Raw genomic sequence first — 22,699 nt, forward strand, 5'->3', positions numbered from 1 at the left:
TCACCCGTCACCACACCAAAACACAGTGCGTTCACCAGGGGTGTCAGTTTCAATTGTGTACTTTCTGCCTTACGGCTCGCCGTACCAGCGGATATCTACTCTACAGTGTTGTTTCGACCTTCGCAACTTGAAGTTCATCTTCAATTCGCTGGGATCAAACCTGATCAGAGTGACCGTTGCCGTTCCTTGCGGGCTGGCAACTCGGTACACACTACACACATGCGAGACCGTGTGCAAAATCGGCTGATTCGGCCCTTGCCAGCACAGAAGGAGCAGCGGTCGGCAATGCTCTTCGGCACCCCTGTGCAGTCCCGGGTCTCGCCCTGCGCAGCCAACAGTTCCACCTTCCCCTGCAGAGGTGCGCTCAGGCCACCGGTGCAGTCAGCTCTGGGCCGTCGTTGCGCACGTTTCCCACGCTCTTGCCGACCTTGTGTCGAGTCACACTCGCTGGGTCCACCTGCGACAGGGTCGATTCCACCAATGGGGGAACGTTGCCGCTCGGCACCGCGGGATCGATCCATTCATCGACGGCGCTGCGGTTGAGGAAGACCGGCATCCGATGGTGCACATCCTGCAGATGCCCTGCCGCTTCCATCGTCAGAATCGTCGTCGACACCATCCAGGACTGGTCTGGCCGCTTCCAGAACTCGAAGAGGCCGGCCATGAAGAGCGGATCGCCACCTGCTGCGGACATCATCCACGGCTGTTTGCCGTCTTCCGTGGTCTCCCACTCGTAGTAGCCGGGGACCGGAACTGCGCAGCGGCGCCTCTTGATGGACTGCCGGAACATCGGCTTCTCGAGGACAGTCTCCGACCGAGCGTTGAATGCTTTGAACCCGATCTTCGTGTCCTTCGCCCATCCCGGCACCAGTCCCCAGGAAGCAGTCTCCAGTCGCCGCGTCAGCTGTCCTTCATCATCCAAGCGCTCGACGACGATAGGCACGAAGGAGCCTGGTGGCACGTTGTACCTGGGCGTGTAGTCGTAGGAGACGACGTCAAGGCGAAGCTCATCGGCGAGATCTGCCGGATCGAGAGACATATTGAGTCGACCGCACATGCGCTTATCTTCTCACTTCACTACACTGTCGACAATGGCGGCGGAAAAGACATCAGCGAGCAGACTCGACCCGATCGAGGAGTCCAGGAAGCAGTGGCTCGCCCACGGGTGGAACGATTCCACCGATGGCATGACGACCGTGATCTCAGTGATGAGAGTCCATCAGCTGTTTCTCGCCAAGGTCGATGCCGCGCTCAAACCATTCGCGCTGACGTTCTCGCGATACGAGGTCCTCACACTTCTGTCCTTCACCAAATCGGGGACATTGCCGATGTCGAAGATCTCGGCCCGCCTCCAGGTTCACGCCACGTCGACGACGAATTCGGTCGATCGGCTCGAGAAGGCCGGCCTCGTGAAGAGACGCAGCCACCCCGACGACCGTCGCACCACACTCGTCGAGCTCACCGAGACCGGCCGTGCGCTGTCCTCACGCGCCACGGCCGCCCTCAATGACGAGGTATTCAGCTCACCTGCACTCGCCGGGGCCGACCTGGGCGGACTCCTGCCCCATCTCGAATCTCTGCGATCCGAGCTCGAAGGCCGCGACTGACGCCCCTCTCCCGACTGTGGGCCCTGCCTTTCCGCTGCGGGCCCTGCACTTCTCCCCTATCGGCGAACCCTGCGACGAGGCAGCTGCCCTGAATTAGTTGGACGTCCAAGTATTTTCTCCGTATCGTGGTGAACGTCATCACGTATGCGACAAGCCTCAATCGTGAATAGCCCTATCCGTGGAGGAACAATGTCCCGCAGCACAGCAGCTGCCCTGCCGTTCGGTCTCACCGAAGAACAACAGACGATCTCCGGCATGGTGCGCGAATTCGCCGATTCCGAGATCGCTCCGCACGCTCTGGAGTGGGACGCCGAGCACCACTTCCCTGTCGACGTGATCAAAAAGTCCGCCGACTTGGGCATGGGCGGAATCTACGTCAGCGAAGAGGCCGGGGGCACCGGGATGGGCCGCATGGATGCCGCCCTCATCTTCGAAGCGATGTCGACGGCCTGCCCCTCGGTCGCCGCGTACATCTCCATCCACAACATGGTGGCCTGGATGATCGACAAGTACGGCAGTGCCGAACTGAAGGAGAAGTACCTCGGGCCCCTCGTATCGATGGACAACCTCGGCAGCTATTGCCTGACCGAACCGAATGCAGGCTCCGATGCCGCCGCTCTGCGCACCTCGGCGAGGGAAGACGGTGACTCCTACGTCCTCAACGGCGTCAAACAGTTCATCTCCGGAGCCGGCGCCAGCGAAACGTACCTGGTGATGGCACGCTCCGGTCAGGATGGCTCCCGCGGCATCTCCGCTTTCATCCTCGAAAAGGGCATGGAGGGTCTCTCCTTCGGTCCCAACGAACAGAAGATGGGGTGGAGTGCACAACCGACCCGCCAAGTCATTATGGAAAACGTGCGCGTACCCAAGGAGAACCTCCTCGGCGAACCTGGTCAGGGTTTCAAGATCGCCATGTCCGGACTCGACGGAGGCCGGCTCAACATCGGCGCGTGTTCCTTGGGCGGTGGACAGTCAGCGCTCGAGAAGACCATCGCCTACATGGGCGAACGACAGGCCTTCGGCACGGAACTCGCCGGCTTCCAGGCACTGCGCTTCGACGTCGCAGAGATGCAGACGAAGCTCGAAGCCGCTCGTTCCCTCCTGTGGCGAGCCGCCGGTGCCTATGACGCGGGCGATCCGAACACCTCGCTGCTCTCCGCGATGGCGAAGCTCACAGCCACGGACTCGGGCTTCGAAGTCGCCAACCGAGCACTCCAATTGCACGGCGGCTATGGCTATCTGACAGAGTATGGAATTGAGAAGCTGGTGCGTGACCTGCGCGTCCACCAGATTCTGGAAGGCAGTAACGAAATCATGCGCGTGATCATTTCGCGCAAGAGCACAGGAGTGGGCTGATATGACAACTGAAGCTGCGGCACCGCCAAGCGAAACCTCCGTCATCACCTCGAGCCACAACGGGGTGGGACGCATCGAACTCAACAAACCGAAACTGATCAATGCATTGGGCCAGGACATGGTGGGCGCCATCGACGACGCTCTCAAGACCTGGCGCAACGATGACTCGATCACAGCAGTCCTGGTCACAGGACGGGGCGAACGTGGGCTGTGCGCCGGCGGAGACATCAAGGCCGTCTACAACGACATCGTGGCCGGCACCGATGAGAATGCCCGGTTCTGGAATCGCGAATACAAGATGAACCATGCGATCTCCGAATTCCCCAAGCCCTATGTCGTGATCATGAATGGCATCACGATGGGCGGCGGGGTCGGAATATCGGGACACGGTTCACACCGCATCGTCACCGACTCCACGAAGATCGGAATGCCGGAGACCGGAATCGGTCTGTTCCCCGACGTCGGCGGCACACACCTGCTGGCCAATGCACCGGGCGAACTCGGCACCCACCTCGCCCTGACCGGTCTGCCGGTCGGTGCAGGGGCCGCGCTGGCCATGGGCCTTGCCGACCACTACGTTCCCGACGCGGATGTTCCCGGACTCATCGCCGACCTCGAAGCCGGCGGCGACGTTGCAGCGCTGATCGAGCGCTACGCCGCCGACGCTCCCGAGAACGAACTCGCCGAGGCTGCAAGCTGGATCGACGAATGCTACGCCCGAGACCGGGCAGAGGACATCGTCGCGGCTCTGGCCGCACATGCGAATCCCGATGCCAATGCCGCAGCGAAGCTGATCGGGACCAAGGCCCCCACCTCGGTGAAGGTGACCCTGGCCGCCCTGCGCAACGCCGGGAACATGTCCTTGGCCGAGGTCCTCGAGCAGGATTACCGGGCGGCCGTCGCGCTGACTCGGCGTCCGGACCTGAAGGAGGGCATCCGCGCTCAGGTCATCGACAAGGATCGCAACCCGCAATGGTCGCCTGCCACGCTCGACGAGGTCAGCGACGAAACAGTCCACGACATTCTCACCACCGACCACGAAGAGAAGGTGTTCGCATGAGCAACTACGAAACAATCCTCACATCCGTCGACCAGGGTGTTGCCACCATCACGATCGACCGCCCGAAGGCCCTCAACGCGCTGAATATGCAGGTGCTCACCGACGTCACCGACGCTGCCACCGCATTCGACGCCGACGATGACATCAAGGCGATCATCATCACGGGCAGCGGCAAGGCCTTCGCCGCCGGTGCCGACATCAAGGAGATGTCCGACCTCGACTTCGCGACCGCGTTCAAGGCCGACTGGTTCGCCGGCTGGACCCGCCTCACCGACGTTCGCAAACCGGTCATCACCGCAGTCAACGGATTCGCCCTCGGCGGCGGCTGCGAACTGGCGATGATGGGTGACATCCTCATCGCGTCGACGAAGGCGAAGTTCGGCCAGCCCGAGATCAACCTCGGCGTCCTTCCCGGCATGGGCGGATCTCAGCGTCTGACTCGCGCGATCGGCAAGGCGAAGTCCATGGACATGTGCCTGACCGGCCGGATGATGGACGCCGAGGAGGCCGAACGCTCCGGTCTCGTCGCACGCCTCGTCGAGCCCGAGGAACTGCTTCCCACAGCCAACGAGATCGCGCAGACGATCGCGTCCAAGTCCCGTATCGCCTCGGCGATGGTCAAGGAAGCGGTCAACACCGCGTTCGAAACGACGCTCGAGCAGGGACTGCGCTACGAACGTCGCCTGTTCCACTCCACGCTGGCCACGAACGACCAGTCCGAGGGCATGGCCGCATTCGTCGAGAAGCGGGATGCGAACTTCACGGATTCCTGACCGCCGCGAAACGCGTGCGGGTGCACCGATGGCGCAGACGAGTCGATCTCGTCTGCGCCATCGGTGTTTCTGCCCACATGATCACTTTTAACAATCGTTCAGTTAGAGTGGAAAACGACTATCCACCCACAGGAGGCACTATGAATTCTTTCGCCAATCTTCTCCCCCAGCTGCGGCTCCCGGTGCTCGGCTCCCCCATGTTCATCGCATCGGGCCCCGAGCTGGTCAAGGCCCAGTGCCAATCCGGCATCATCGGCTCCTTCCCCACCCTCAATGCGCGCCCGGCCTCGATGCTCACCGATTGGTTGGACGAGATCCGTGAATCCAACACCGCGTTCACCGCAGCGAATCCGGCTCGGCCAGCGGCGCCGTTCTCCGTGAACCTCATCGTTCACCGTTCGAACAACCGTTTGGAGTCTGACCTCGCCGAGGTGGTCCGGCAACAGGTGCCCATCGTGATCACCTCGCTGGGCGCACGAGAAGAGGTCAATGAGGCCGTGCACTCCTACGGCGGCATCGTCCTCCACGACGTGATCAACGACAAATTCGCGCACAAGGCCGTGGAGAAGGGTGCCGACGGTGTCATCGCCGTGGCCGCAGGTGCCGGCGGACATGCCGGGGCACTGTCACCGTTCGCCTTGGTCCAAGAGATTCGGTCCTGGTTCGACGGTCCGCTGCTGCTCTCGGGAGCGATTGCCCACGGCCGTTCGATCCTCGCGGCTCTGGCCGCCGGCGCGGACTGCGCCTATGTGGGCTCGGCATTCCTCTCGACGTCAGAGGCCAATGTCACCGAAGACTACAAGCAGATGATCGTCGACTCAGCGGCCGAGGACGTCGTCTACTCGAGCTACTTCACCGGGGTCAAGGGCAACTACCTGCGCGGGTCGATCACAGCCTCGGGTCTCGATCCCGACAACCTTCCCGACGCCGACCCGACGAAAATGGACTTCGGCACGAAGGAGGGCTCGGACTCGAAGGCGTGGAAGGACATCTGGGGCTCGGGCCAAGGCATCGGCGTCCTCGACTCCAAGCGCACCACTGCCGAACTCGTCGAGGACCTGGCAACTCAGTTCGAGGCCGCGAAGAAGGAGCTCGACGCTCGCCTGAATACGGCTGTCGGTGTCGGCTGAACCGCACTGAACTCTCAGATCGTGGAGATGATGCCCCGTTCGGTCAGGCGCGATGACAGTCCTGCACCGTCCGGGGCATAGATCCACGGCACGCCCTGGCCGCGACCATGGCGCTTCGAACGACCACCAGCCCAGACGGCTTCACCGACGGTGAGCTGGCGGATGGCAACAGCGGCGACATTGTCAGGGTGGTTGTCCACGAATTCGCCGTAGACCTCTTCGTCCTTCTGCCCGTCGTCGCCGATGAGCAGCCATTTCATCCACGGGAACTCTCGCGACAACCGCTCCAGGGAATTGCGTTTGTGCTCCTTGCCGGAACGGAACACCCGAGTTGTCGTCGGCCCCCAATCGGTGAGCAGCAGGGGCCCCATCGGGTAGAGATTGCGGGACAGGAACCGTTTGATCGTCAGAGCCGAGTTCCAGGCCCCCGTCGACAGGTAGACCATCGGAGAGTTGGGACGCATATAGGTGATCCGGTCATAGAGAACAGCCATTCCTGCCACCGGCGACCTGGCGTGCTCGCTGAGGACGAAGGTGTTCCAAGCGGCCAGAAACGGCCTTGGCAGTGAGGTGACCATGACTGTGTCGTCGATGTCGGAGATGATGCCGAACGTCGAGTCCTCACCGATGATCCGCACGGCCGCGGAATCGACGAGCGACCCATCGGTCCACAGTTCGATCTCCGTCTCACCGGGCTGGAAGTCCCCTGGAATGACCGTATCGATGATGCCGCCCCGATCGGCGGTGACCATGTGCTCCTCGTCGTTGACACGCACCCATGCCGTGTCATTGGGCAGGGGCACATTGACAAAGGACTTCCACCCCCGGATGCTTGCCTGCAGATCCGCCGCCGGCTGCCCGGTCGGTGTCAGGACCAGACGGCCGAGCACTCTCACCCACCCAGTCCCGCCGTAGGTGTCATAGGCGATGACCGTGCGCTGATAGGTGTGATCGGTGGCGCGATTCTGCAGCCAGCCGTTGAAACGATCCTCCATCCGTGCCGCGGTATGCAGCATGTCCGGGGTGAGATTCAGCGGTCCCTCTTCGGGTTTCTTCTTCGCCACGGTTCTTCCTTCACACTCGTCGCACGTCAGGTCGGATCGGGTCGAAGCCGGCTCAGACGAATCCGATCTTGTCGTAGACGTCTCGCAGGGTCACCTCGGCGATCTCATTGGCCTTGGCTGCACCGGCGTCGAGGATCGCCTGGAGCTGGGCCCGGTCCTGCAGGAGCTCTTCGGTCCGCTCACGAACGGGGGCGAGCGATTCGACGGCGATCTCGGCCAGGTCGACCTTGAGGTGGCCGTACATCTTCCCCTCATAGTCGGCGACGATGTCGTCCACCGGCCGCGAGGTCAGCGAGGAGTAGATCGTGAGCAGGTTGGACACACCGGGCTTGGCCTGCGGATCGTAGGCGATTTCCTTGCCGTCATCGGTGACGGCGGATTTGATCTTCTTCGTCAGCGACTTCGCGTCGTCGAGGAGGTCGATGCGGCCCTGAGGGCTGGGCAGAGATTTCGACATCTTCGCGCCCGGGTTCTGCAGGTCGTAGATCTTCGCGGTCGCCTTGAGGATCTGGGCCTCGGGAACGACGAACGTCTCACCGAACCGGTAGTTGAAGCGTTCGGCCAGATTCCTCGTCAGCTCGAGATGCTGGCGCTGATCCTCACCGACGGGCACCATCTGCGGATTGTAGAGGAGGATGTCGGCGGCCATCAGCGCGGGGTAGGTGAGGAGGCCCAGGGACACATGCTCCTGCTTGGCCGACTTGTCCTTGAACTGCGTCATCCGGCTGGCCTCGCCCATCGAGGTGGTGCATTCGAGGACCCACGACAGCTGTGGGTGTGCCGGCACCTGGGACTGGACGAAGATCGTCGACTTCTCCGGATCGAGGCCCGCCGCAATGAACTGCGCTGCAGTGCGCAGGGTCCTCTCGCGCAGGTCCGTGGGGTCCTGCTCGACGGTGATCGCGTGCATGTTCGCGATGAAGTAGAAGGCATCGTGTGACTCCTGATGCGCCACGAACTGCTGCAGAGCTCCGATGAAGTTACCCAGGTGCAGGGAGTCGGAAGTGGCCTGAATGCCGGAAACGGTGCGTGGCAGAGAAGAAGTCATCATAGAACCATGATGCCACTTCATCACCTCGTCGTCGCAGACCACCCCATGCGCGCCGAGGACGCTGAAGCGAGAGTCACCGTCCCGCGAGCAGAGCCTGCCCCGCCAGGAACCTGCGACGCCGTGCGGGGAGTCGTCCGCACCGATCCGGGCCCGCACGATTTCGGCCACAGGCACCGATGCTCGATACTTGTCCTGTGCGCAAATGGTTCTTTCTCTCTGGCGCCATCATCGCCGAGGTCACGGGTACTCTGGCGCTGAAAGGGGCCCTCGGCTCCCCCGCCCTCTACGTCCTCGTGGCGCTCGGCTATGCTGCGGCCTTCGTGTTCTTGAGCCTCACGCTGCGCGTGGGTATGCCGCTGGGCATCGCCTACGGGATCTGGGGTGCTGCGGGTGTCGCGCTGACCGCCGTGTGCTCCCTGATCCTCTTCGCCGAGCCGCTCACCCCCGTCATGATCACGGGGATCGTCTTCGTCATGGCCGGAGTCATCCTCGTCGAGGCCGGCAATCGTGACGACGACGAGCACCAGGCCGTGACAGATCTGCCCGCGGGCGAGCCAGGGGACGAATCATGATCATCGGATGGGTTCTGCTCGCCGTCGCGATCATCCTCGAAGTCGCGGCCACGATCAGCCTGCGAATGGCATCGGTCGGCGGAAGCAGATGGTGGTACGCAGGCGTGGCAGCCGGGTACCTCGTCTCGTTCAGCCTGCTCAGCCTCACCCTGCGCACCGGCATCCCCTTGGGCGTGGCCTATGGGATCTGGGCCGCCACCGGGGTGGCACTGACCGCCTTGGCCGGTCGAGCCCTGTTCAAGGAGAAGCTGACGCGGAAGATGCTCCTCGGCATCGGCCTCATCCTCATCGGCGTGCTGCTCATCGAGCTCGGCTCCTCATACGCCTGAGAGCCTCAGCCCAGGCGACACTGAGCACAGGCGACACTGAGCAACTGTGAGCAACCCTCCGGATCCTCAGCAACTCTCAGCAACCCATAGGTGGGTTGCCCAACGGCCGCAGGGTTGCCAAGAAGTTTCCTCTATCAGGTCTGGACTGCTCGTGCCCTACTTCGGGGCGGCGAGATCGTAGTCGATGACGAGCGGAGCGTGATCGGACCAGCGCTCGGCCCAGCTGTCGGCCTTGTCGACCGTGGCCTTGGCCGCCGCCTCGGCGAGTGCCGGCGTCGCCATCTGGTAGTCGATGCGCCAACCAGCATTGTTGTCGAAGGCCTGACCGCGCATGGACCACCATGTGTAGGGTCCGTCGACATCGCCGCTGAGGCTGCGGTGCACATCGACGAAGCCCACCTCGCCGAAGAAGCCGTCGAAGTAAACGCGCTCCTCGGGCAGGAAACCGGCCTTCTTGCGATTGGCCTTCCAGTTCTTCAAGTCGCGCTCTGTGTGGCAGACGTTGAGGTCACCGGTGATCAGCACATGATCGGCGTGCTCCGCGAGTTCAGGCAGGCGTACGGTCATCCGGTCGAGGAACCGGTATTTGTCCTCCTGTTTGGGGGTGTCGACCTCGCCGGAATGGACGTAGGCCGACACGAGAGTCAGCAGCGATCCGTCGCCGAGGCGGTAGTCCGTCTCCAGCCATCGACCGGCCCGATCGAAGTAACCGTCCGTTCCGAGCCCTTCGCGGGTTTCGACCGGTTGGGTGCGTGCCATGACGGCCACACCGGCACGCCCTTTGGCTTCGGCGTCGTGGCTGATCGTGGTGTAGCCCGTGTCCTCGAGCACCTTGAGTGCGATGTCGTTGGCGGCCCGGACTTCCTGCAGCGTGATGAAGTCAGGCTTCGCACTGTCCACCCAGGTGGGCATCCCCTTTCTCCATGCCGCCCGAACTCCGTTGACGTTGACTGATGCAATACGAATCATGTGTTCTATCATGGCATGAGCGCACTACTCATCCGGGCCTGGGCGTTATACAGTGATGGAAAGAAGCATATTTCAGGAGGCGCAATGGCCGTAGACGAGACTTTCGATTCTGAGCAGCTGAGCATCAGCCCGCTCGACGAGGTAGACGCCCGTGAGATGCGAGAGTTCCTGGTCGGTGCGCAGGAGAACTTCTGGGGAGATCGAGACTTGAGCGGCGATCACGACGCCTATTGGTTCCGCCAATTCGTGACCTCGGGACTGGTCGCCAGATACCGTTCAGAGATCGTCGGCTACCTGCTCGGCGTCATCCCTCATGACGGCCCCGCGTACATTCACCTCGTTGCCGCGCGCTCGGATTTCCGCCATCTGGGAATCGGTCGACGCCTGTACCAACACTTCATCCAGCACTCGCGGGAATTGGGTGTCTCATCGGTGCAGGCCGCGACCCTGCCGGATTCGTCCGCAGCGATCTCCTTCCACTCCTCGCTCGGGTTCAGCGGTGAACTCATCGAAGACTACGCGGGTGCCGGAGATCCTCGTGTGTTCTTCGAGCTCAAACTCTTGGAGGAGTGAGCCTTCTTGGAGGAGTGAGCCGAAGGGCGCACACGCACGAGTTCACACAGTACGACAGAGACCGACGGCCTCCCACATAGGTATGTGGGAGGCCGTCGGTCTCTGGACTCAATCCGCTTCGCTCAGACGTCTGCCACCGCTCGTTCGGCCACGTCGACGACATTCTTCAGCAGCAGTGCCCGGGTCATGGGCCCGACACCGCCGGGGTTGGGTGAGACCCAGGCCGCCACCTCGGCGACGGCAGGGTCCACGTCTCCGACGATCTTCGACTTCCCGGTCTCCGGATCCTCTTCGCGAGAGACTCCGACGTCGAGGACGATCGCGCCGGGTTTGACGGCATCCGCGGTCACGATCCGGGCCGATCCCGCGGCGGCGACGATGATGTCGGCCTGAGCCAGCAGCTCGTCCAGATTCGTCGTTCCCGTGTGCGTCAGCGTCACCGTGGCGTTGTACGCGCGGCGGGTCAGCAGCGCACCGATCGACCGGCCGACGGTGACACCGCGGCCGACGACGACAACGTGCTTACCGGCCAGTTCGATCCCATTGCGCAGCATCAGTTCGATGACTCCGCGTGGGGTGCACGGCAGCGGAGTCGTGATCTCGCGGTTGACGTTGAGCATGAGTCGGCCGAGGTTGGTCGGATGCAGACCGTCCGCGTCCTTGGCCGGGTCGATGCGTTCGAGGACGGTGTCCGTGTCGATGTGGGACGGCAATGGCAGCTGCACGATGTATCCGGTGCATTCGTCATCGGCATTGAGCTCATCGATGATCGCCAGGAGTTCGTCCTGACTCACCGACTCCGGGAGGTCGCGACGGATGGAATGGATGCCCACCTCGGCGCAGTCGCGGTGTTTGCCGGCCACGTACCATTTCGACCCGGGATCCTCACCGACGAGGACCGTTGCCAAGCCCGGGACGACCCCGCGATCGGCAAGGTTCGCCACGGTGGTCCGCAGCTCTTCCTTGATCTCCTTCGCACATGCCTTGCCGTCAAGAATCTGTGCTGCCATCAGTACTGCTCCAGATCTTCGTAGAGGGGGAAGTCGTCGCTGAGCTTCGTGACCCGAGCGTTGAGTGCCTCGACGTCTGCGCCGGGCTTGAGTGCCTCGGCGATGACGTCGGCGACCTCGGTGAACTCCGCATCGCCGAACCCGCGGGTGGCCAGCGCCGGGGTGCCGATGCGCAGGCCGGATGTCACCATGGGCGGGCGTGGGTCGAACGGAACGGCGTTGCGGTTGACGGTGATGCCGACCTCATGCAGAAGGTCTTCTGCCTGCTGACCGTCAAGAGCCGAGTTGCGCAGGTCGACGAGGACCAGGTGGACGTCGGTTCCGCCGGTCAGGACCGTGGCCCCGGCCTTGGCGACGTCGTCGGCCAGGAGACGCTCGGCCAGGATCTGTGCTCCGCGCACGGTGCGCTCCTGGCGGGCCTTGAATTCATCCGCGGCCGCGAGCTTGAACGCCACGGCCTTGGCCGCGATCACGTGCATCAGTGGGCCGCCCTGCTGTCCTGGGAAGACTGCGGAGTTCAGCTTCTTCGCGTACTCCTCCTTGCCGAGGATGAATCCCGAGCGTGGGCCGCCGATGGTCTTGTGCACCGTCGATGACACGACATCGGCGAAGGGCACGGGGTTGGGGTGCAGGCCTGCGGCGACGAGGCCGGCGAAGTGCGCCATGTCGACCCAGAGCTTCGCTCCGACCTCGTCGGCGATGTCGCGGAAGGCCTGGAAGTCGAGCTGGCGCGGGTAGGCAGACCAGCCTGCGACGATGACCTCGGGGCGATGCTCGAGCGCCCGCTCCCGCACCTTGTCCATGTCGATGCGGTAGGTGTCGGGATCGACTTCGTAGGAGGCGACGTCGTAGAGACGGCCCGAGAAGTTGATCTTCATTCCGTGGGTGAGGTGACCGCCGTGGGCCAGCGAGAGGCCGAGCATCTTGTCACCCTGGCGAGCCAGCGCATGCATCACTGCGGCGTTGGCGGAGGCGCCGGAGTGCGACTGCACGTTCGCGTGTTCGGCTCCGAAGAGGCTCTTGGCCCGCTCAATGGCGAGAGTCTCAGCGACATCGACGTATTCGCAGCCACCGTAGTAGCGCTTGCCCGGGTACCCCTCGGCATACTTGTTGGTCAGCACCGACCCCTGTGCCTGCAGCACTGCGCGGGGCACGAAGTTCTCCGAAGCGATCATCTCGAGAGTCGAACGCTGGCGGCCCAATTCCTGGTCGAGGACTTCCGCGATCTGGGGATCGATGTCTGCAAGCGAGGCCTGCAGCGAATTATCAGTCATGTGTACACTCCTGTGGCATCCAAAGTGATGATTGGGAAAGCGCGATCGGCCCGCGAACACCCGGAATCAATGTTAACAGCGAACCAGATCACATCGCCGGGCTGCTCGTCATCCGGATGGTGAGCCCGGTTCGGGGCGCAGCGGGTCCGACCATTAGAATCGAGCCCATGAGTCGAGAATGGATCCTGCGAGTCACCTGCCCGGACGCAACCGGAATCGTCCACGCCGTGACCGGGGTCCTGGCTTCACTCGGCGCGAACATCACCGAATCCCAGCAGTTCTCCTCCCCCGATTCCCTGCAGTTCTTCCTGCGGGTTCAGTTCGTCACGATCGATGATTCCGAGGCCGGAACCCTGGAGTCGGCCCTCGCCGAGGCGGCCCACCGTTTCGATATGACTCTCAGCCTCCAGCCCGTGGAGAAGAAGACGAGAACACTCGTCCTCGTGTCCAAGGCCGCGCACTGCCTCAACACCCTCCTGTTCCAACAGAGTTCGGGTCAGCTGCCGATCGACATCGTCGGCGTCGCCGGCAATCATGACTCTCTGCGTGCGCTGACCGAATTCCATGGCCACGACTTCCACCACATTCCGATCACCCGCGAGACTAAGGACGCCGCCGAGGCGCAGCTCAGCCGCCTCGTTGCGGAGCTCGACGTCGAGCTCATCGTCCTGGCCCGCTACATGCAGATCCTCTCCCCCGATCTCTGCGCTCGGCTGGAAGGACGCGTGATCAACATCCACCACTCGTTCCTGCCCAGCTTCAAGGGTGCCAAGCCCTATCACCAGGCGCACGCCCGCGGAGTGAAGATCATCGGAGCCACCGCCCACTACGTCACCCCTGATCTCGACGAGGGACCGATCCTCGAGCAGGATGTGGCGCGCGTCGATCACAACCGCAATATCGCCGATTTCGTCCAGCGCGGTCAGGACGTCGAAGCGGCTGTGCTCGCGAGGGCCGTGGCCTGGCACGCCGAGGGGCGGGTCCTCATGGACGGCCACCGCACGGTCGTCTTCAACTGATCCGACCACCTCGGCGGCAAATGCGAGGCGAGAATAGGCCCGATGCCCACCGAAGCATTCATTCTGGCGCATACATTCTGTCACCGCACATATTCTGCGGTGCCCGCAATCGGCTTATCACAGGTGATATTCGACCGATTTGCACCCTCTAAGACCGCGGCAGAACCGGGGCTCTGTGGCCCGTGATCGGCTATTAGCATCTTCATAGACAATTCACACCTGGTGCGCACTCTGCTGTAGAGTCTCCCCGGCTTACAAAAGGAGACGACTAATAATGACGGAAACCACTTTCCGCACAATTGCAATCGTCCTGTATTTTGCAGGAATGCTGGCCATCGGCTGGTTCGCGTACCGCAAGACGAAGAACAGCCTCGACGAATACATGCTCGCCGGACGCGGCCTGCGCCCCAGCGTTGCAGCACTGAGCGCCGGAGCCTCGGACATGTCGGGCTGGCTGCTCATGGGACTGCCCGGAGCAATCTACCTCTCGGGTCTGGTCGAAGCTTGGATCGCCGTGGGCCTGACAATCGGGGCCTGGGTCAACTGGAAGTTCGTGGCGCCTCGTCTGCGCGCATTCACGGAGAACGCCGGTGACTCGATCACCATTCCCAGCTTCTTCGAGCAGCGGCTGAAGGACAACACTCGGCTGCTGCGCATCGTCTGCGGTGTCATCATCCTGGTGTTCTTCACCTTCTACGTCTCGTCGGGCATGGTTGCCGCCGGCAAGTTCTTCGAATCGAGCTTCGGGCTGAACTATCTGGCCGGAATGCTCATCGTCGCGGCCATCACCATGGTCTACACACTGTTCGGCGGGTTCCTCGGTGCCACGCTCACCGACGTCGCCCAAGGGCTGCTCATGTTCGTCGCACTCATCGCGGTGCCCATCGTCGCCGTCGTCAACGCCGGCGGACCGTCAACTGTCATCGCGAACGTCAAGGAGATCGATCCCAGCCTGCTCAACCTCTTCGGCAGTGGGCCGTTCTGGGCCGGCGGCACCTATCTCGCGGTGATCTCTGCCCTGGCCTGGGGCCTGGGATACTTCGGGCAGCCGCACATCATCGTGCGATTCATGGCGCTGCGGACACCAGGAGACGCCAAGGTGGCACGTCGGATCGGCGTGAGCTGGATGGGCATCTCTGCCCTCGGTGCCATCGCCACCGCGATCGTCGGAATCTCGTACTTCTCCGAACACGCCGATATGGAGCCAGCCGACTCGGAGACGGTGTTCCTCGATCTCGCGCAGATCCTGTTCCACCCGTTCATCGCCGGTCTGGTCCTGGCTGCGGTGCTCGCGGCGATCATGTCGACGATCTCCTCACAGCTCGTCGTCACATCCTCGGCACTCATCGAGGATCTCTACAAGATCGTGGCTCTGCGCACCGGTTCGAAGCGCACCCTGCAGGACAAGACCTATATCCTCCTCGGACGCCTCGGCATCCTCGTCGTCGCGATCGTCGCCGTTATGTTGGCGATCTCGCCGTCGAACAGCATCCTCGACCTGGTGGCATTCGCCTGGGCCGGCTTCGGTGCCTCATTCGGTCCGATTGTTCTGCTCACCCTGTTCTGGAAGAAGCTCAGCAACTGGGGTGCCCTCTTCGGACTCATCTCGGGTGCCGCAGTGGCATTCATCTGGGGACAGGTCAGCATTCCGATCACGGATGACATCTACGAAATCATCCCCGGCTTCGCTGTGAACCTCATCGTGGCGGTCGTGGTCAGCAAGTTCACGTACAAGCCCAATGCGGACACAGACCGCGAATTCGACGAATCTGTCGAGCTCTCACGCGTGAAGTGACAGCGCGGCTCCCGCCCGAGGAGTCAGCGCCCGTCGGTGGGACAGCGCTCGTCCGGCGGGCCTGCTCGCAGGTCATGGGGACTGAACACCGTCCCGCGGGCTAGCAGAATCACTGCGTCCTACACTGAGCGGCTATTCCTCCACCAGCACAGGGAGGAATAGCCGCTCAGTGTTTCAAGCCGGACCACGGGTCCGAAGTGATGCCACAGGTAGGAACTGAGAGGAACTGCAGGATCTGCACGTAAAGACGGTCTGCAACAAGCGCGTTTGTCCTGCTGTGCTCGTTGACCCCTCGCGTGTGCTCCGTCCACCCTCGCGCTCGTCCCTCGCTTGCGCTCCTCCGTCCGGGCTCATACTCATCTGTTTCTCACGCAAGCCCTGCGCATACAGTTCGGAACACCCCTGTGAATGCACATCAGGCGGGCACCCATCGGGTGCCCGCCTGAGATGTTGCGACTCTGAGGCCTTACTTGGTCTCTTCGGCGCTCTCGTCAGCTGAGTCTGCAGCGACCTCGTCGGCAGCGGCGTCGTCGGCTGCAACCTCGGTGGTCTCGGCAGGAGCCTCGTCGACGACCTCTGCGCTCTCGCTCTTCGTTGCTGCGGTCTCGGTGGCCTGCTCGGCTTCCTTCACAGTTGCCTGCTTAGGCGAGTAGGGCTCGAGGACCAGTTCGATGACGGCCATCGGCGCGTTGTCACCGGCACGAGGACCGATCTTGGTGATACGGGTGTATCCACCGGGACGCTCGGCCATGGTTTCGGCGATCGAGGTGAACAGCTCGTGCACGATCGACTTGTCGCCGATCTTGCCGAGCACGCGACGACGGGCGGCGAGGTCGCCCTTCTTCGCTGCGGTGATCATGCGCTCCGCCACCGGACGCAGGCGCTTGGCCTTCGTCACGGTCGTGGTGATCTTCTTGTGCTCGAACAGGGCGGCAGCCATGTTGTTGAGCATCATGCGCTCGTGTGTTGGGGAGCCTCCTAGACGAGGACCCTTGGTTGGGGTTGGCATAGTGTCTTACTCCTAGGTCTTAATCAGTACTGTTCGTCTTCGACGTAGGACTGGTCCTCATCAACGAGACCGGGCTCGAACCCGGCGGGACTGTCCTTGAGGCTCAGGCCGAGCTCGTTGAGCTTGGCCTTCACTTCGTCGATCGACTTCGAACCAAAGTTGCGGATATCCATGAGATCGGCTTCGCTGCGAGCAACGAGTTCGCCGACCGTGTGGATGCCTTCGCGCTTGAGGCAGTTGTAGGAGCGCACGGTCAGATCGAGATCTTCGATGGCCAATGCCAGATCGGCAGCCAGAGCTGCGTCAACCGGCGAAGGACCGATCTCGATGCCTTCGGCTTCGACGTTGAGTTCCCGAGCCAGGCCGAAGAGCTCGACCAGTGTCTTGCCCGCAGACGCGATCGCATCGCGCGGGGTCATCGACGGCTTGGTCTCAATGTCGAGGACTAGGCGATCGAAGTCGGTGCGCTGCTCGACACGAGTGGCTTCGACCTTGTAGGTGACCTTGAGAACCGGCGAGTAGATCGAGTCAACGGGGACCCGACCGATCTCTGCATCCGCATTCTTGTTCTGAGCGCTCGAAACGTAACCGCGACCACGTTCGATGGTCAGCTCCATATCCAGACGACCTTCACCATTCAACGTGGCGATATGCAGATCCGGGTTATGGATCTCGACTCCGGCAGGAGCCGAGACATCGGCGGCAGTCACGGTGCCTGGGCCCTGCTTGCGCAGGTAGGCAACGACCGGTTCATCGAATTCCGAGGACACGACCAGGGACTTCAGGTTGAGGATGAACTCGGTGACATCCTCCTTGACTCCCGGAACGGTGCTGAACTCGTGGAGCACTCCGTCAATCCGGATGGATGTGACGGCGGCACCTGGAATAGACGACAGCAGGGTACGACGAAGCGAGTTGCCGAGGGTGTAGCCGAATCCTGGCTCGAGTGGTTCGATGGCGAACCGTGAGCGATTCTCGGAGACGACTTCTTCCGTGAGCGTTGGGCGCTGTGCAATGAGCACGTGGGCTTCCTTTCAGCGAACATCCGCTATATGACGTTCGCACTGCACGTCATGGCATTCAAGCCATGAAGAACGGTTCGGGTTATCTGGGAATCCGTTCTGCGACAGATGCCAGGGCTTGCCCCGCCATCGGTCGCAGATACACGGAAGGATCAGCCGCGGCGGCGCTTGGTGGGACGGCAGCCGTTGAACGGAACCGGCGTGACATCCTGAATGGTGCCCAGTTCCAGACCGGCGGCCTGCAGCGAACGGATCGCGGTTTCGCGTCCCGAACCTGGTCCCTTGACGAAGACGTCGACCTTCTTCAGACCGTGCTCCTGTGCGCGACGGGCAGCGGATTCCGCGGCCATTTGCGCGGCATAAGGGGTCGACTTGCGCGATCCCTTGAAGCCGACCTCACCTGAGGAGGCCCAGGAGATGACAGCACCGGTCGGATCGGTGATCGACACGATGGTGTTGTTGAAGGTTGATTTGATGTGTGCCTGACCGGCAACAATATTCTTCTTGAGCTTGCGGCGAGGCTTGCGCACTGTAGCGGCGCGTGACTTGGGAGGCATGTGTTTTACTCCTGATCGAGGTGGCTGATGCTGGTCAACCGGGTGAGCATATTACTTCTTCTTACCGGCCACGGTGCGCTTCGGTCCCTTGCGGGTACGCGCATTCGTCTTGGTCCGCTGCCCGCGAACCGGCAGACCGCGGCGGTGACGCAGGCCCTCGTAGCTTCCGATCTCCACCTTGCGGCGAATATCGGCAGCAACCTCACGACGGAGGTCACCCTCAACCTGGAATGTGCCCTCGATAAAGTCACGCAACTGGACGAGCTCGGCATCGCTCAAGTCCTTCACACGGGTATCGGGGCTGATTCCCGTTTCCGTCAGGGTCTGGCGCGCACGGGTGCGGCCCACACCATAAATGTAAGTCAAGGCGACCTCCACGCGCTTTTCACGCGGGATGTCGACTCCGGCAAGTCGTGCCATAGGTACTGTCTCCTGTTGTCGTTCCGGAGGTGCTGATGCAGACCTGTCCTTGGTCTCCCAAGGTCCTCGGCCCCCGACCGAAGGTATCGTCCTGACAATGCCCACGAGGCAATGCAGATGGCGAGGTCTGCGCGGGTGTGGTGCTGCTGAAGCCCCTTACGGGTGCCTCTGTCTGCTCGAAGAGCTGCTCAACCCTGGCGCTGTTTGTGACGCGGGTTGGAGCAGATGACGATGACCCGACCGTGACGGCGGGTAATCTGGCAATTCTCACAGATCTTCTTGACGCTTGGCTTAACCTTCATCGTTATTCCTTCTTCCGACCCTCACCCCTGCGCAGGGGTGGGTACGAATGATCGAAGATCCTTACTTGTAGCGGTAAACGATTCGTCCACGCGAGAGATCGTATGGAGACAGCTCCACGATGACCCGGTCCTCGGGCAGAATTCGAATGTAGTGCTGTCGCATCTTTCCTGAGATGTGAGCGAGCACCTTGTGCCCATTGCTCAGCTCAACCTTGAACGATGCGTTCGGGAGAGCTTCGACAACGCTGCCTTCGATCTCAATGACCCCTTCTTTTTTGGCCATATCGTTCGCTAACCTCGTATTCCCGCGAAAACTTCGCGTTCGACGTAATCGTGTATCGTCGATTGACCCCGACGACCCCATGGACTGTGGTTCTCCCCACCATAAGTAAAGCTGCGGATGGCATATGCCGCCCACAACTGAAAAAGGGTGAGTTGAGTGAGAACAGACCAATCAACAACCCTACACTATGGTGAAAGATTCTTCCACACGGTGCTGGATTACCGGGGTGAACTCCCTTACAATCGGTTTCCGCAAGCGCCGAGGTGCCTCGCCGGTCACTCCGTATGGCGAGTTCCGTACCGAGCCCGCATGCTGAAGACGACTGCGACCGCGAGCACGATGAAGCCCATCAGCGTGATCGCCGCGAACCCGCCGACGGCCAGCAGGGGCCCGGACATCGCCGCCAGTGCCGCGGCCCCGAAATTCATTCCCGCGTCGGAGACCCCCTGCACCGACATACGGTGCCCAGGATCGATTTCCTTGGTCAGGAGTGTGGAACCGGCGATGAGGCATGCGCTCCACCCCAGCCCCAAGACGAACAGTGCCACCGACAGACGGAGAAACGACGACTCACCGAGTGCATCGACGAGTCCGAGGACCAACGACACGGCGAACAGTCCGTGCCCGAAGAGAATCACCCGACCCGCGGAGTATCTGTCGGTGAGATAGCCGAAGACCGGGGACAACCCGTACATGCCGAGGATGTGTCCTCCGATCGTGATGCCGATCAGTTCGAGGCCGAGCCCATGATGGTCCATGTGCAGGGGCGTCATCACCATGGTGGCGACCATGATCATGTGTCCGGTGACCACGGAGAGAAGGCCCATGAGGGCGGCCGGGGACCGACGGATGGCCTGCCAGGTGCCGCCTCGGCGAGGGGATTCACTGCTCGCATCTCGCGTGGCGGGTGTGGTCCGGCGCAGGAACAGCACGCTGAGCAGAGCAAGCGCGAAGCCCGCGACCGCGATGACGAACGGCCCGGACAGCGGGTCGAGGCTCAGGGACTCGCCGAGGCCGGCACCGGGCCCGGACAGGTTGGGTCCGATGACAGAGCCGACCGTCGTCGCCCAGACGACCACGGACATCGCGGAGCCTTTGAGATGGTCAGGGGCGGCATCCGTGGCGGCATAGCGGCCCTGCAGTCCCGCGGCCGTCGCGGCTCCGAAGCAGCCCATGCCGATGAAGAATGCGACGTCGATCTCGACCAGTATCGCCAACACGATGAGAATGGCACCGCAGAGCGCGATCGCGTAGGCGCTGGCCAATGCCAGTCGACGGCTTCTGTGTTCAGCCAGCTTCGCCAGCGGCACGGCAAGAAGCCCGGCACCGAGGATGGACGCCGTCTGGGCGAATCCGGCGAGCTCCGTGCGTCCGGTCAGGCGCTCGGCGAGGATTCCGCCAACGGCGAATCCGGTGGCGATGCCGATGCCGGAGAACAGCTGCGCCAGACTCAGTGCCCATTGATTCCGCCGGAACACCGAACGCTGTGGTGCGGGCATCGCAGCTTCCACCTCTCCGTGGTTCGCATGACTGGGCGCTGATTCTCCGCTCCGGATCCACCTTAATGCTTCGCCCTGCCGAATGGGCGCCGGGAAGCGGTCGGATCTGCCCACCATCGACGCCCGTCAGTCCGTGACCGTGCATGTCGGCTCCTCCCTCTCCGCCCGTCCCGTCCTGCTAGCGTGAATGCAGACAGTCACGCAACGGCCATCGAAGGAGCATCACGTGCAGGACCTGGATTCGATCACAGAAGATTCACTCATCGCCAAGGGCGGCCGGAAGTGGTCGAGTTTCCCCGGCAGCCTCGGCGCGTTCATCGCGGAGATGGACTTCGGTGTCGCACCTGCCGTACGTCAGGCGCTGCGCGAGGTCGATGAGCGCGACCTCTTCGGCTATGCACCGCAGTCGATCATCTCCGACCTCAAGTCGGCCACCTCGGCGTTCTGTGCCGAGCGCTACGGTTGGCAGTTCCCGACAGATCACGTCGAGCTCGCCAGCGATGTCATCGCGAGCTTTCTGGGCATTCTCACGCACCTGACCTCGGCAGACACCCCGATCGTCCTTCCGACTCCTGCCTACATGCCCTTCTTCGACGTCGCCAGGGTCACCGGACGCGAGCTCATCGAGGTACCGATGCTCCGCTCGGAGACCGATTGGTCGATGGACCTCGAGGCCATCGATGCCGCGCTCACACCAGGGGCCACCCTGGTCCTGTGCAATCCCCATAATCCGATTGGGAAGGTGTACTCCGAGGCGGAGCTCCTGGCCCTCGCCGAGGTGGTCGAACGCAATGGTGCGCGCGTGTTCTCCGACGAGATCCATGCGCCCCTCGTCTTTGCGCCGGCCCGTCACGTTCCGTATGCGAGCCTGAATCGGACCACCGCGTCTCATACCGCGACGGCGACCGCCGCATCCAAAGCGTTCAACATCCCCGGTCTCAAGTGCGCACAGCTCATTCTCAGCAGTGCCGATGACCGTGCGATCTGGGCCGAGAAGGGAAGCTTCGTCTCGGGCGCCGCGTCGAACCCGGGCATTCTCGCCACCACTGCGGCGTACACCCAGTCCGGTGACTGGCTGGACGAGATCACGGCCTACCTCAAAGGCAATCGCGAGCTCTTGACCGATCTCGTCTCCACTCACCTGCCCAATGCCACGTACCTCCCGCCCGAGGGCACCTACCTGGCCTGGCTGGACCTGCGCGGATATGGTCTCGAGGCCGGACTGTCCGAGCATTTCAATGAACGCGCCCACGTCGCGATCACCGAAGGTCGACTCTGCGGCGAGGTCGGCGCGGGCCACATCCGCCTCAACTTCGCTCTCCCCCGGCCCCTGCTGGCAGAAGCGATCGAGCGCATCGCCTCTGCGCTGTGAACCGACGTCGCGGCCGCCTCGGTCGCTGGGCAGCCATTCGATGAGATCGAACGTCGAACTGGAACCGGCGCGCTCAAGAAGCTGCTGATCGAAGGCACGGGACGTCATTCGCTTGGCTGCCTCGGTGTTCTCGGGCCGAATCGTCGCGAATTCGCACCAGCCCGGTTCGACGGCGGGCAGCTACGCTGCCAGATCATGTGAGAGATCGGCGAAGGAGAGCAGGAGCCCTGGGCACAGCTGCCGGTATCCGAGCATCCTGGCCACGTACTGGAATCGGTCGCGCAGCGTCCGCGCGGTCTCTGGAATCGAGTACAGGGCGGAATGGAACCTGTCCTCGAACGTCGGAGCCTCGCGGTCACCCGCGATGTCCATGAACCCGGACGGAATGCGCTCACTCAGTCGATAGATCGAGACTCGTCCGAGCTTCTCGCTGGTCAGGAGGTTCCTGTGGACCATTCGCACCAGCTGATTGTGCACGCTCGAGGAAGAGTAGCCGTGTTCGTCGAGGACCCCGACGATGACGGGACCGGGAAGGCCCTGCGCTCGGAGACAGCCGAATGCAGAGATGACGTCAAGGCAGAGACGGGTCAGGCGATACCGATCGCCCACATCTGCCGCACGTTTCGTGTGATCGTGGACACCCGTCATGAGCA

General features: G+C 62.5%; 25 protein-coding genes. 11 read left to right on the forward strand and 14 right to left on the reverse strand.

What is annotated here, in order from left to right; all coding sequences use genetic code 11:
• Positions 1-364 precede the first annotated feature (364 nt).
• Positions 365-1,039 carry an SOS response-associated peptidase gene (locus L0G76_RS01610; RefSeq protein ID WP_487246976.1) on the reverse strand — a complete coding sequence of 225 codons (675 nt, stop codon included), beginning with the start codon at positions 1,037-1,039 and terminating at the stop codon, positions 365-367.
• Between the two features lie 52 nt (positions 1,040-1,091).
• On the opposite strand from L0G76_RS01610, the gene L0G76_RS01615 reads away from it, so the two are divergent.
• From L0G76_RS01615 to L0G76_RS01635, 5 genes are all read left to right on the forward strand, one after another.
• Positions 1,092-1,607, forward strand: coding sequence for a MarR family winged helix-turn-helix transcriptional regulator (locus tag L0G76_RS01615; protein ID WP_304355681.1), 516 nt, complete (start codon positions 1,092-1,094; stop codon positions 1,605-1,607).
• A 189-nt stretch (positions 1,608-1,796) separates the two neighbouring features.
• Entirely contained in the window at positions 1,797-2,963 is a 1,167-nt protein-coding gene (locus tag L0G76_RS01620) for an acyl-CoA dehydrogenase family protein (protein WP_304355682.1), read from the forward strand.
• Between the two features lies 1 nt (position 2,964).
• The gene (locus L0G76_RS01625) at positions 2,965-4,023 is read left to right on the forward strand and encodes an enoyl-CoA hydratase/isomerase family protein (RefSeq protein WP_304355683.1); all 1,059 of its coding nucleotides are present in this window, start codon (positions 2,965-2,967) and stop codon (positions 4,021-4,023) included.
• Positions 4,020-4,796 carry an enoyl-CoA hydratase gene (locus L0G76_RS01630; protein ID WP_304355684.1) on the forward strand — a complete coding sequence of 259 codons (777 nt, stop codon included), beginning with the start codon at positions 4,020-4,022 and terminating at the stop codon, positions 4,794-4,796. The genes L0G76_RS01625 and L0G76_RS01630 overlap by 4 nt, the downstream gene beginning before the upstream one ends.
• Positions 4,797-4,936: 140 nt before the next feature.
• Positions 4,937-5,926, forward strand: a complete 990-nt coding sequence (locus L0G76_RS01635) for an NAD(P)H-dependent flavin oxidoreductase (RefSeq protein ID WP_304355685.1) — start codon at positions 4,937-4,939, stop codon at positions 5,924-5,926.
• 14 nt (positions 5,927-5,940) lie between these two features.
• Here L0G76_RS01635 and L0G76_RS01640 read toward each other — a convergent pair whose 3' ends face one another.
• Together L0G76_RS01640 and trpS are read right to left on the reverse strand one after the other, a co-directional pair.
• Entirely contained in the window at positions 5,941-6,990 is a 1,050-nt protein-coding gene (locus L0G76_RS01640) for an App1 family protein phosphatidate phosphatase (protein ID WP_304355686.1), read from the reverse strand.
• 52 nt (positions 6,991-7,042) lie between these two features.
• Positions 7,043-8,041 (reverse strand): tryptophan--tRNA ligase, encoded by a 999-nt coding sequence (trpS, locus tag L0G76_RS01645; protein WP_304355687.1) that lies wholly within the window; start codon positions 8,039-8,041, stop codon positions 7,043-7,045.
• A 194-nt stretch (positions 8,042-8,235) separates the two neighbouring features.
• Here trpS and L0G76_RS01650 point away from each other — a divergent pair, with 194 nt between their 5' ends.
• On the forward strand, positions 8,236-8,613 hold the full coding sequence (locus tag L0G76_RS01650) for a DMT family transporter (protein ID WP_304355688.1): 378 nt from the start codon (positions 8,236-8,238) through the stop codon (positions 8,611-8,613).
• The gene (locus tag L0G76_RS01655; RefSeq protein WP_487246977.1) at positions 8,610-8,942 is read left to right on the forward strand and encodes a DMT family transporter; all 333 of its coding nucleotides are present in this window, start codon (positions 8,610-8,612) and stop codon (positions 8,940-8,942) included. The genes L0G76_RS01650 and L0G76_RS01655 overlap by 4 nt, the downstream gene beginning before the upstream one ends.
• A gap of 156 nt (positions 8,943-9,098) precedes the next feature.
• Here L0G76_RS01655 and L0G76_RS01660 read toward each other — a convergent pair whose 3' ends face one another.
• Positions 9,099-9,911 carry an exodeoxyribonuclease III gene (locus L0G76_RS01660; protein WP_304355689.1) on the reverse strand — a complete coding sequence of 271 codons (813 nt, stop codon included), beginning with the start codon at positions 9,909-9,911 and terminating at the stop codon, positions 9,099-9,101.
• 84 nt (positions 9,912-9,995) lie between these two features.
• Here L0G76_RS01660 and L0G76_RS01665 point away from each other — a divergent pair, with 84 nt between their 5' ends.
• Positions 9,996-10,484, forward strand: a complete 489-nt coding sequence (locus tag L0G76_RS01665; RefSeq protein ID WP_304355690.1) for a GNAT family N-acetyltransferase — start codon at positions 9,996-9,998, stop codon at positions 10,482-10,484.
• Between the two features lie 122 nt (positions 10,485-10,606).
• Here L0G76_RS01665 and L0G76_RS01670 read toward each other — a convergent pair whose 3' ends face one another.
• Positions 10,607-11,494: a bifunctional methylenetetrahydrofolate dehydrogenase/methenyltetrahydrofolate cyclohydrolase gene (locus L0G76_RS01670; protein WP_304355691.1), complete on the reverse strand. Its 888-nt coding sequence runs from the start codon at positions 11,492-11,494 to the stop codon at positions 10,607-10,609.
• Positions 11,494-12,768 (reverse strand): serine hydroxymethyltransferase, encoded by a 1,275-nt coding sequence (glyA, locus tag L0G76_RS01675; protein ID WP_304355692.1) that lies wholly within the window; start codon positions 12,766-12,768, stop codon positions 11,494-11,496. Before glyA ends, L0G76_RS01670 begins: the two co-directional genes overlap by 1 nt.
• Before the next feature lie 167 nt (positions 12,769-12,935).
• On the opposite strand from glyA, the gene purU reads away from it, so the two are divergent.
• Both purU and putP read left to right on the forward strand, forming a co-directional pair.
• Positions 12,936-13,787: a formyltetrahydrofolate deformylase gene (purU, locus tag L0G76_RS01680; RefSeq protein ID WP_304355693.1), complete on the forward strand. Its 852-nt coding sequence runs from the start codon at positions 12,936-12,938 to the stop codon at positions 13,785-13,787.
• Between the two features lie 274 nt (positions 13,788-14,061).
• On the forward strand, positions 14,062-15,582 hold the full coding sequence (gene putP / locus L0G76_RS01685) for a sodium/proline symporter PutP (RefSeq protein ID WP_304355694.1): 1,521 nt from the start codon (positions 14,062-14,064) through the stop codon (positions 15,580-15,582).
• 466 nt (positions 15,583-16,048) lie between these two features.
• Here the strand turns inward: putP and rplQ are convergent, their stop codons facing one another.
• The 7 genes from rplQ to L0G76_RS01720 all read right to left on the reverse strand — a co-directional run bounded on the left by rplQ (position 16,049) and on the right by L0G76_RS01720 (position 20,674).
• Complete coding sequence (gene rplQ / locus L0G76_RS01690; protein ID WP_304355695.1) at positions 16,049-16,591, reverse strand: 50S ribosomal protein L17; 543 nt, start codon at positions 16,589-16,591, stop codon at positions 16,049-16,051.
• Positions 16,592-16,614: 23 nt separating this feature from the next.
• Positions 16,615-17,613: a DNA-directed RNA polymerase subunit alpha gene (locus tag L0G76_RS01695; RefSeq protein WP_143921942.1), complete on the reverse strand. Its 999-nt coding sequence runs from the start codon at positions 17,611-17,613 to the stop codon at positions 16,615-16,617.
• A gap of 152 nt (positions 17,614-17,765) precedes the next feature.
• Positions 17,766-18,170 carry a 30S ribosomal protein S11 gene (gene rpsK, locus L0G76_RS01700; RefSeq protein WP_009884958.1) on the reverse strand — a complete coding sequence of 135 codons (405 nt, stop codon included), beginning with the start codon at positions 18,168-18,170 and terminating at the stop codon, positions 17,766-17,768.
• 51 nt (positions 18,171-18,221) lie between these two features.
• Positions 18,222-18,590, reverse strand: a complete 369-nt coding sequence (gene rpsM / locus L0G76_RS01705; protein ID WP_092102951.1) for a 30S ribosomal protein S13 — start codon at positions 18,588-18,590, stop codon at positions 18,222-18,224.
• A gap of 188 nt (positions 18,591-18,778) precedes the next feature.
• On the reverse strand, positions 18,779-18,892 hold the full coding sequence (gene rpmJ / locus L0G76_RS01710; RefSeq protein WP_009884960.1) for a 50S ribosomal protein L36: 114 nt from the start codon (positions 18,890-18,892) through the stop codon (positions 18,779-18,781).
• 61 nt (positions 18,893-18,953) lie between these two features.
• The gene (gene infA, locus L0G76_RS01715; protein ID WP_304355696.1) at positions 18,954-19,175 is read right to left on the reverse strand and encodes a translation initiation factor IF-1; all 222 of its coding nucleotides are present in this window, start codon (positions 19,173-19,175) and stop codon (positions 18,954-18,956) included.
• Between the two features lie 275 nt (positions 19,176-19,450).
• Entirely contained in the window at positions 19,451-20,674 is a 1,224-nt protein-coding gene (locus L0G76_RS01720; RefSeq protein ID WP_304355697.1) for an MFS transporter, read from the reverse strand.
• Positions 20,675-20,900: 226 nt separating this feature from the next.
• Here L0G76_RS01720 and L0G76_RS01725 point away from each other — a divergent pair, with 226 nt between their 5' ends.
• Complete coding sequence (locus L0G76_RS01725) at positions 20,901-22,046, forward strand: MalY/PatB family protein (RefSeq protein ID WP_304355698.1); 1,146 nt, start codon at positions 20,901-20,903, stop codon at positions 22,044-22,046.
• A gap of 180 nt (positions 22,047-22,226) precedes the next feature.
• On the opposite strand, the gene L0G76_RS01730 is transcribed toward L0G76_RS01725, so the two are convergent.
• The gene (locus L0G76_RS01730; RefSeq protein ID WP_304355699.1) at positions 22,227-22,694 is read right to left on the reverse strand and encodes a hypothetical protein; all 468 of its coding nucleotides are present in this window, start codon (positions 22,692-22,694) and stop codon (positions 22,227-22,229) included.
• Between the last annotated feature and the right edge of the window lie 5 nt (positions 22,695-22,699).

The sequence above is a fragment of the Brevibacterium picturae genome, from assembly GCF_030453725.1.
GTDB classification, from domain to species: domain Bacteria; phylum Actinomycetota; class Actinomycetes; order Actinomycetales; family Brevibacteriaceae; genus Brevibacterium; species Brevibacterium sandarakinum_A.

What these genes read in the sequence shown, in the direction of transcription:
- L0G76_RS01625 (WP_304355683.1), top strand. Translation starts at nt 2,965, where the DNA reads ATGACAACTGAAGCTGCGGCACCGCCAAGCGAAACCTCCGTCATCACC.
- infA (WP_304355696.1), bottom strand. Translation starts at nt 19,175, where the DNA reads ATGGCCAAAAAAGAAGGGGTCATTGAGATCGAAGGCAGCGTTGTCGAA.
- rpsM (WP_092102951.1), bottom strand. Translation starts at nt 18,590, where the DNA reads ATGGCACGACTTGCCGGAGTCGACATCCCGCGTGAAAAGCGCGTGGAG.
- L0G76_RS01620 (WP_304355682.1), top strand. Translation starts at nt 1,797, where the DNA reads ATGTCCCGCAGCACAGCAGCTGCCCTGCCGTTCGGTCTCACCGAAGAA.
- L0G76_RS01660 (WP_304355689.1), bottom strand. Translation starts at nt 9,911, where the DNA reads ATGATTCGTATTGCATCAGTCAACGTCAACGGAGTTCGGGCGGCATGG.
- rpmJ (WP_009884960.1), bottom strand. Translation starts at nt 18,892, where the DNA reads ATGAAGGTTAAGCCAAGCGTCAAGAAGATCTGTGAGAATTGCCAGATT.
- L0G76_RS01630 (WP_304355684.1), top strand. Translation starts at nt 4,020, where the DNA reads ATGAGCAACTACGAAACAATCCTCACATCCGTCGACCAGGGTGTTGCC.
- rpsK (WP_009884958.1), bottom strand. Translation starts at nt 18,170, where the DNA reads ATGCCTCCCAAGTCACGCGCCGCTACAGTGCGCAAGCCTCGCCGCAAG.
- purU (WP_304355693.1), top strand. Translation starts at nt 12,936, where the DNA reads ATGAGTCGAGAATGGATCCTGCGAGTCACCTGCCCGGACGCAACCGGA.
- L0G76_RS01635 (WP_304355685.1), top strand. Translation starts at nt 4,937, where the DNA reads ATGAATTCTTTCGCCAATCTTCTCCCCCAGCTGCGGCTCCCGGTGCTC.
- rplQ (WP_304355695.1), bottom strand. Translation starts at nt 16,591, where the DNA reads ATGCCAACCCCAACCAAGGGTCCTCGTCTAGGAGGCTCCCCAACACAC.
- L0G76_RS01670 (WP_304355691.1), bottom strand. Translation starts at nt 11,494, where the DNA reads ATGGCAGCACAGATTCTTGACGGCAAGGCATGTGCGAAGGAGATCAAG.
- trpS (WP_304355687.1), bottom strand. Translation starts at nt 8,041, where the DNA reads ATGATGACTTCTTCTCTGCCACGCACCGTTTCCGGCATTCAGGCCACT.
- L0G76_RS01665 (WP_304355690.1), top strand. Translation starts at nt 9,996, where the DNA reads ATGGCCGTAGACGAGACTTTCGATTCTGAGCAGCTGAGCATCAGCCCG.
- L0G76_RS01655 (WP_487246977.1), top strand. Translation starts at nt 8,610, where the DNA reads ATGATCATCGGATGGGTTCTGCTCGCCGTCGCGATCATCCTCGAAGTC.
- L0G76_RS01730 (WP_304355699.1), bottom strand. Translation starts at nt 22,694, where the DNA reads ATGACGGGTGTCCACGATCACACGAAACGTGCGGCAGATGTGGGCGAT.
- L0G76_RS01610 (WP_487246976.1), bottom strand. Translation starts at nt 1,039, where the DNA reads ATGTCTCTCGATCCGGCAGATCTCGCCGATGAGCTTCGCCTTGACGTC.
- L0G76_RS01615 (WP_304355681.1), top strand. Translation starts at nt 1,092, where the DNA reads ATGGCGGCGGAAAAGACATCAGCGAGCAGACTCGACCCGATCGAGGAG.
- glyA (WP_304355692.1), bottom strand. Translation starts at nt 12,768, where the DNA reads ATGACTGATAATTCGCTGCAGGCCTCGCTTGCAGACATCGATCCCCAG.
- L0G76_RS01720 (WP_304355697.1), bottom strand. Translation starts at nt 20,674, where the DNA reads ATGCCCGCACCACAGCGTTCGGTGTTCCGGCGGAATCAATGGGCACTG.
- putP (WP_304355694.1), top strand. Translation starts at nt 14,062, where the DNA reads ATGACGGAAACCACTTTCCGCACAATTGCAATCGTCCTGTATTTTGCA.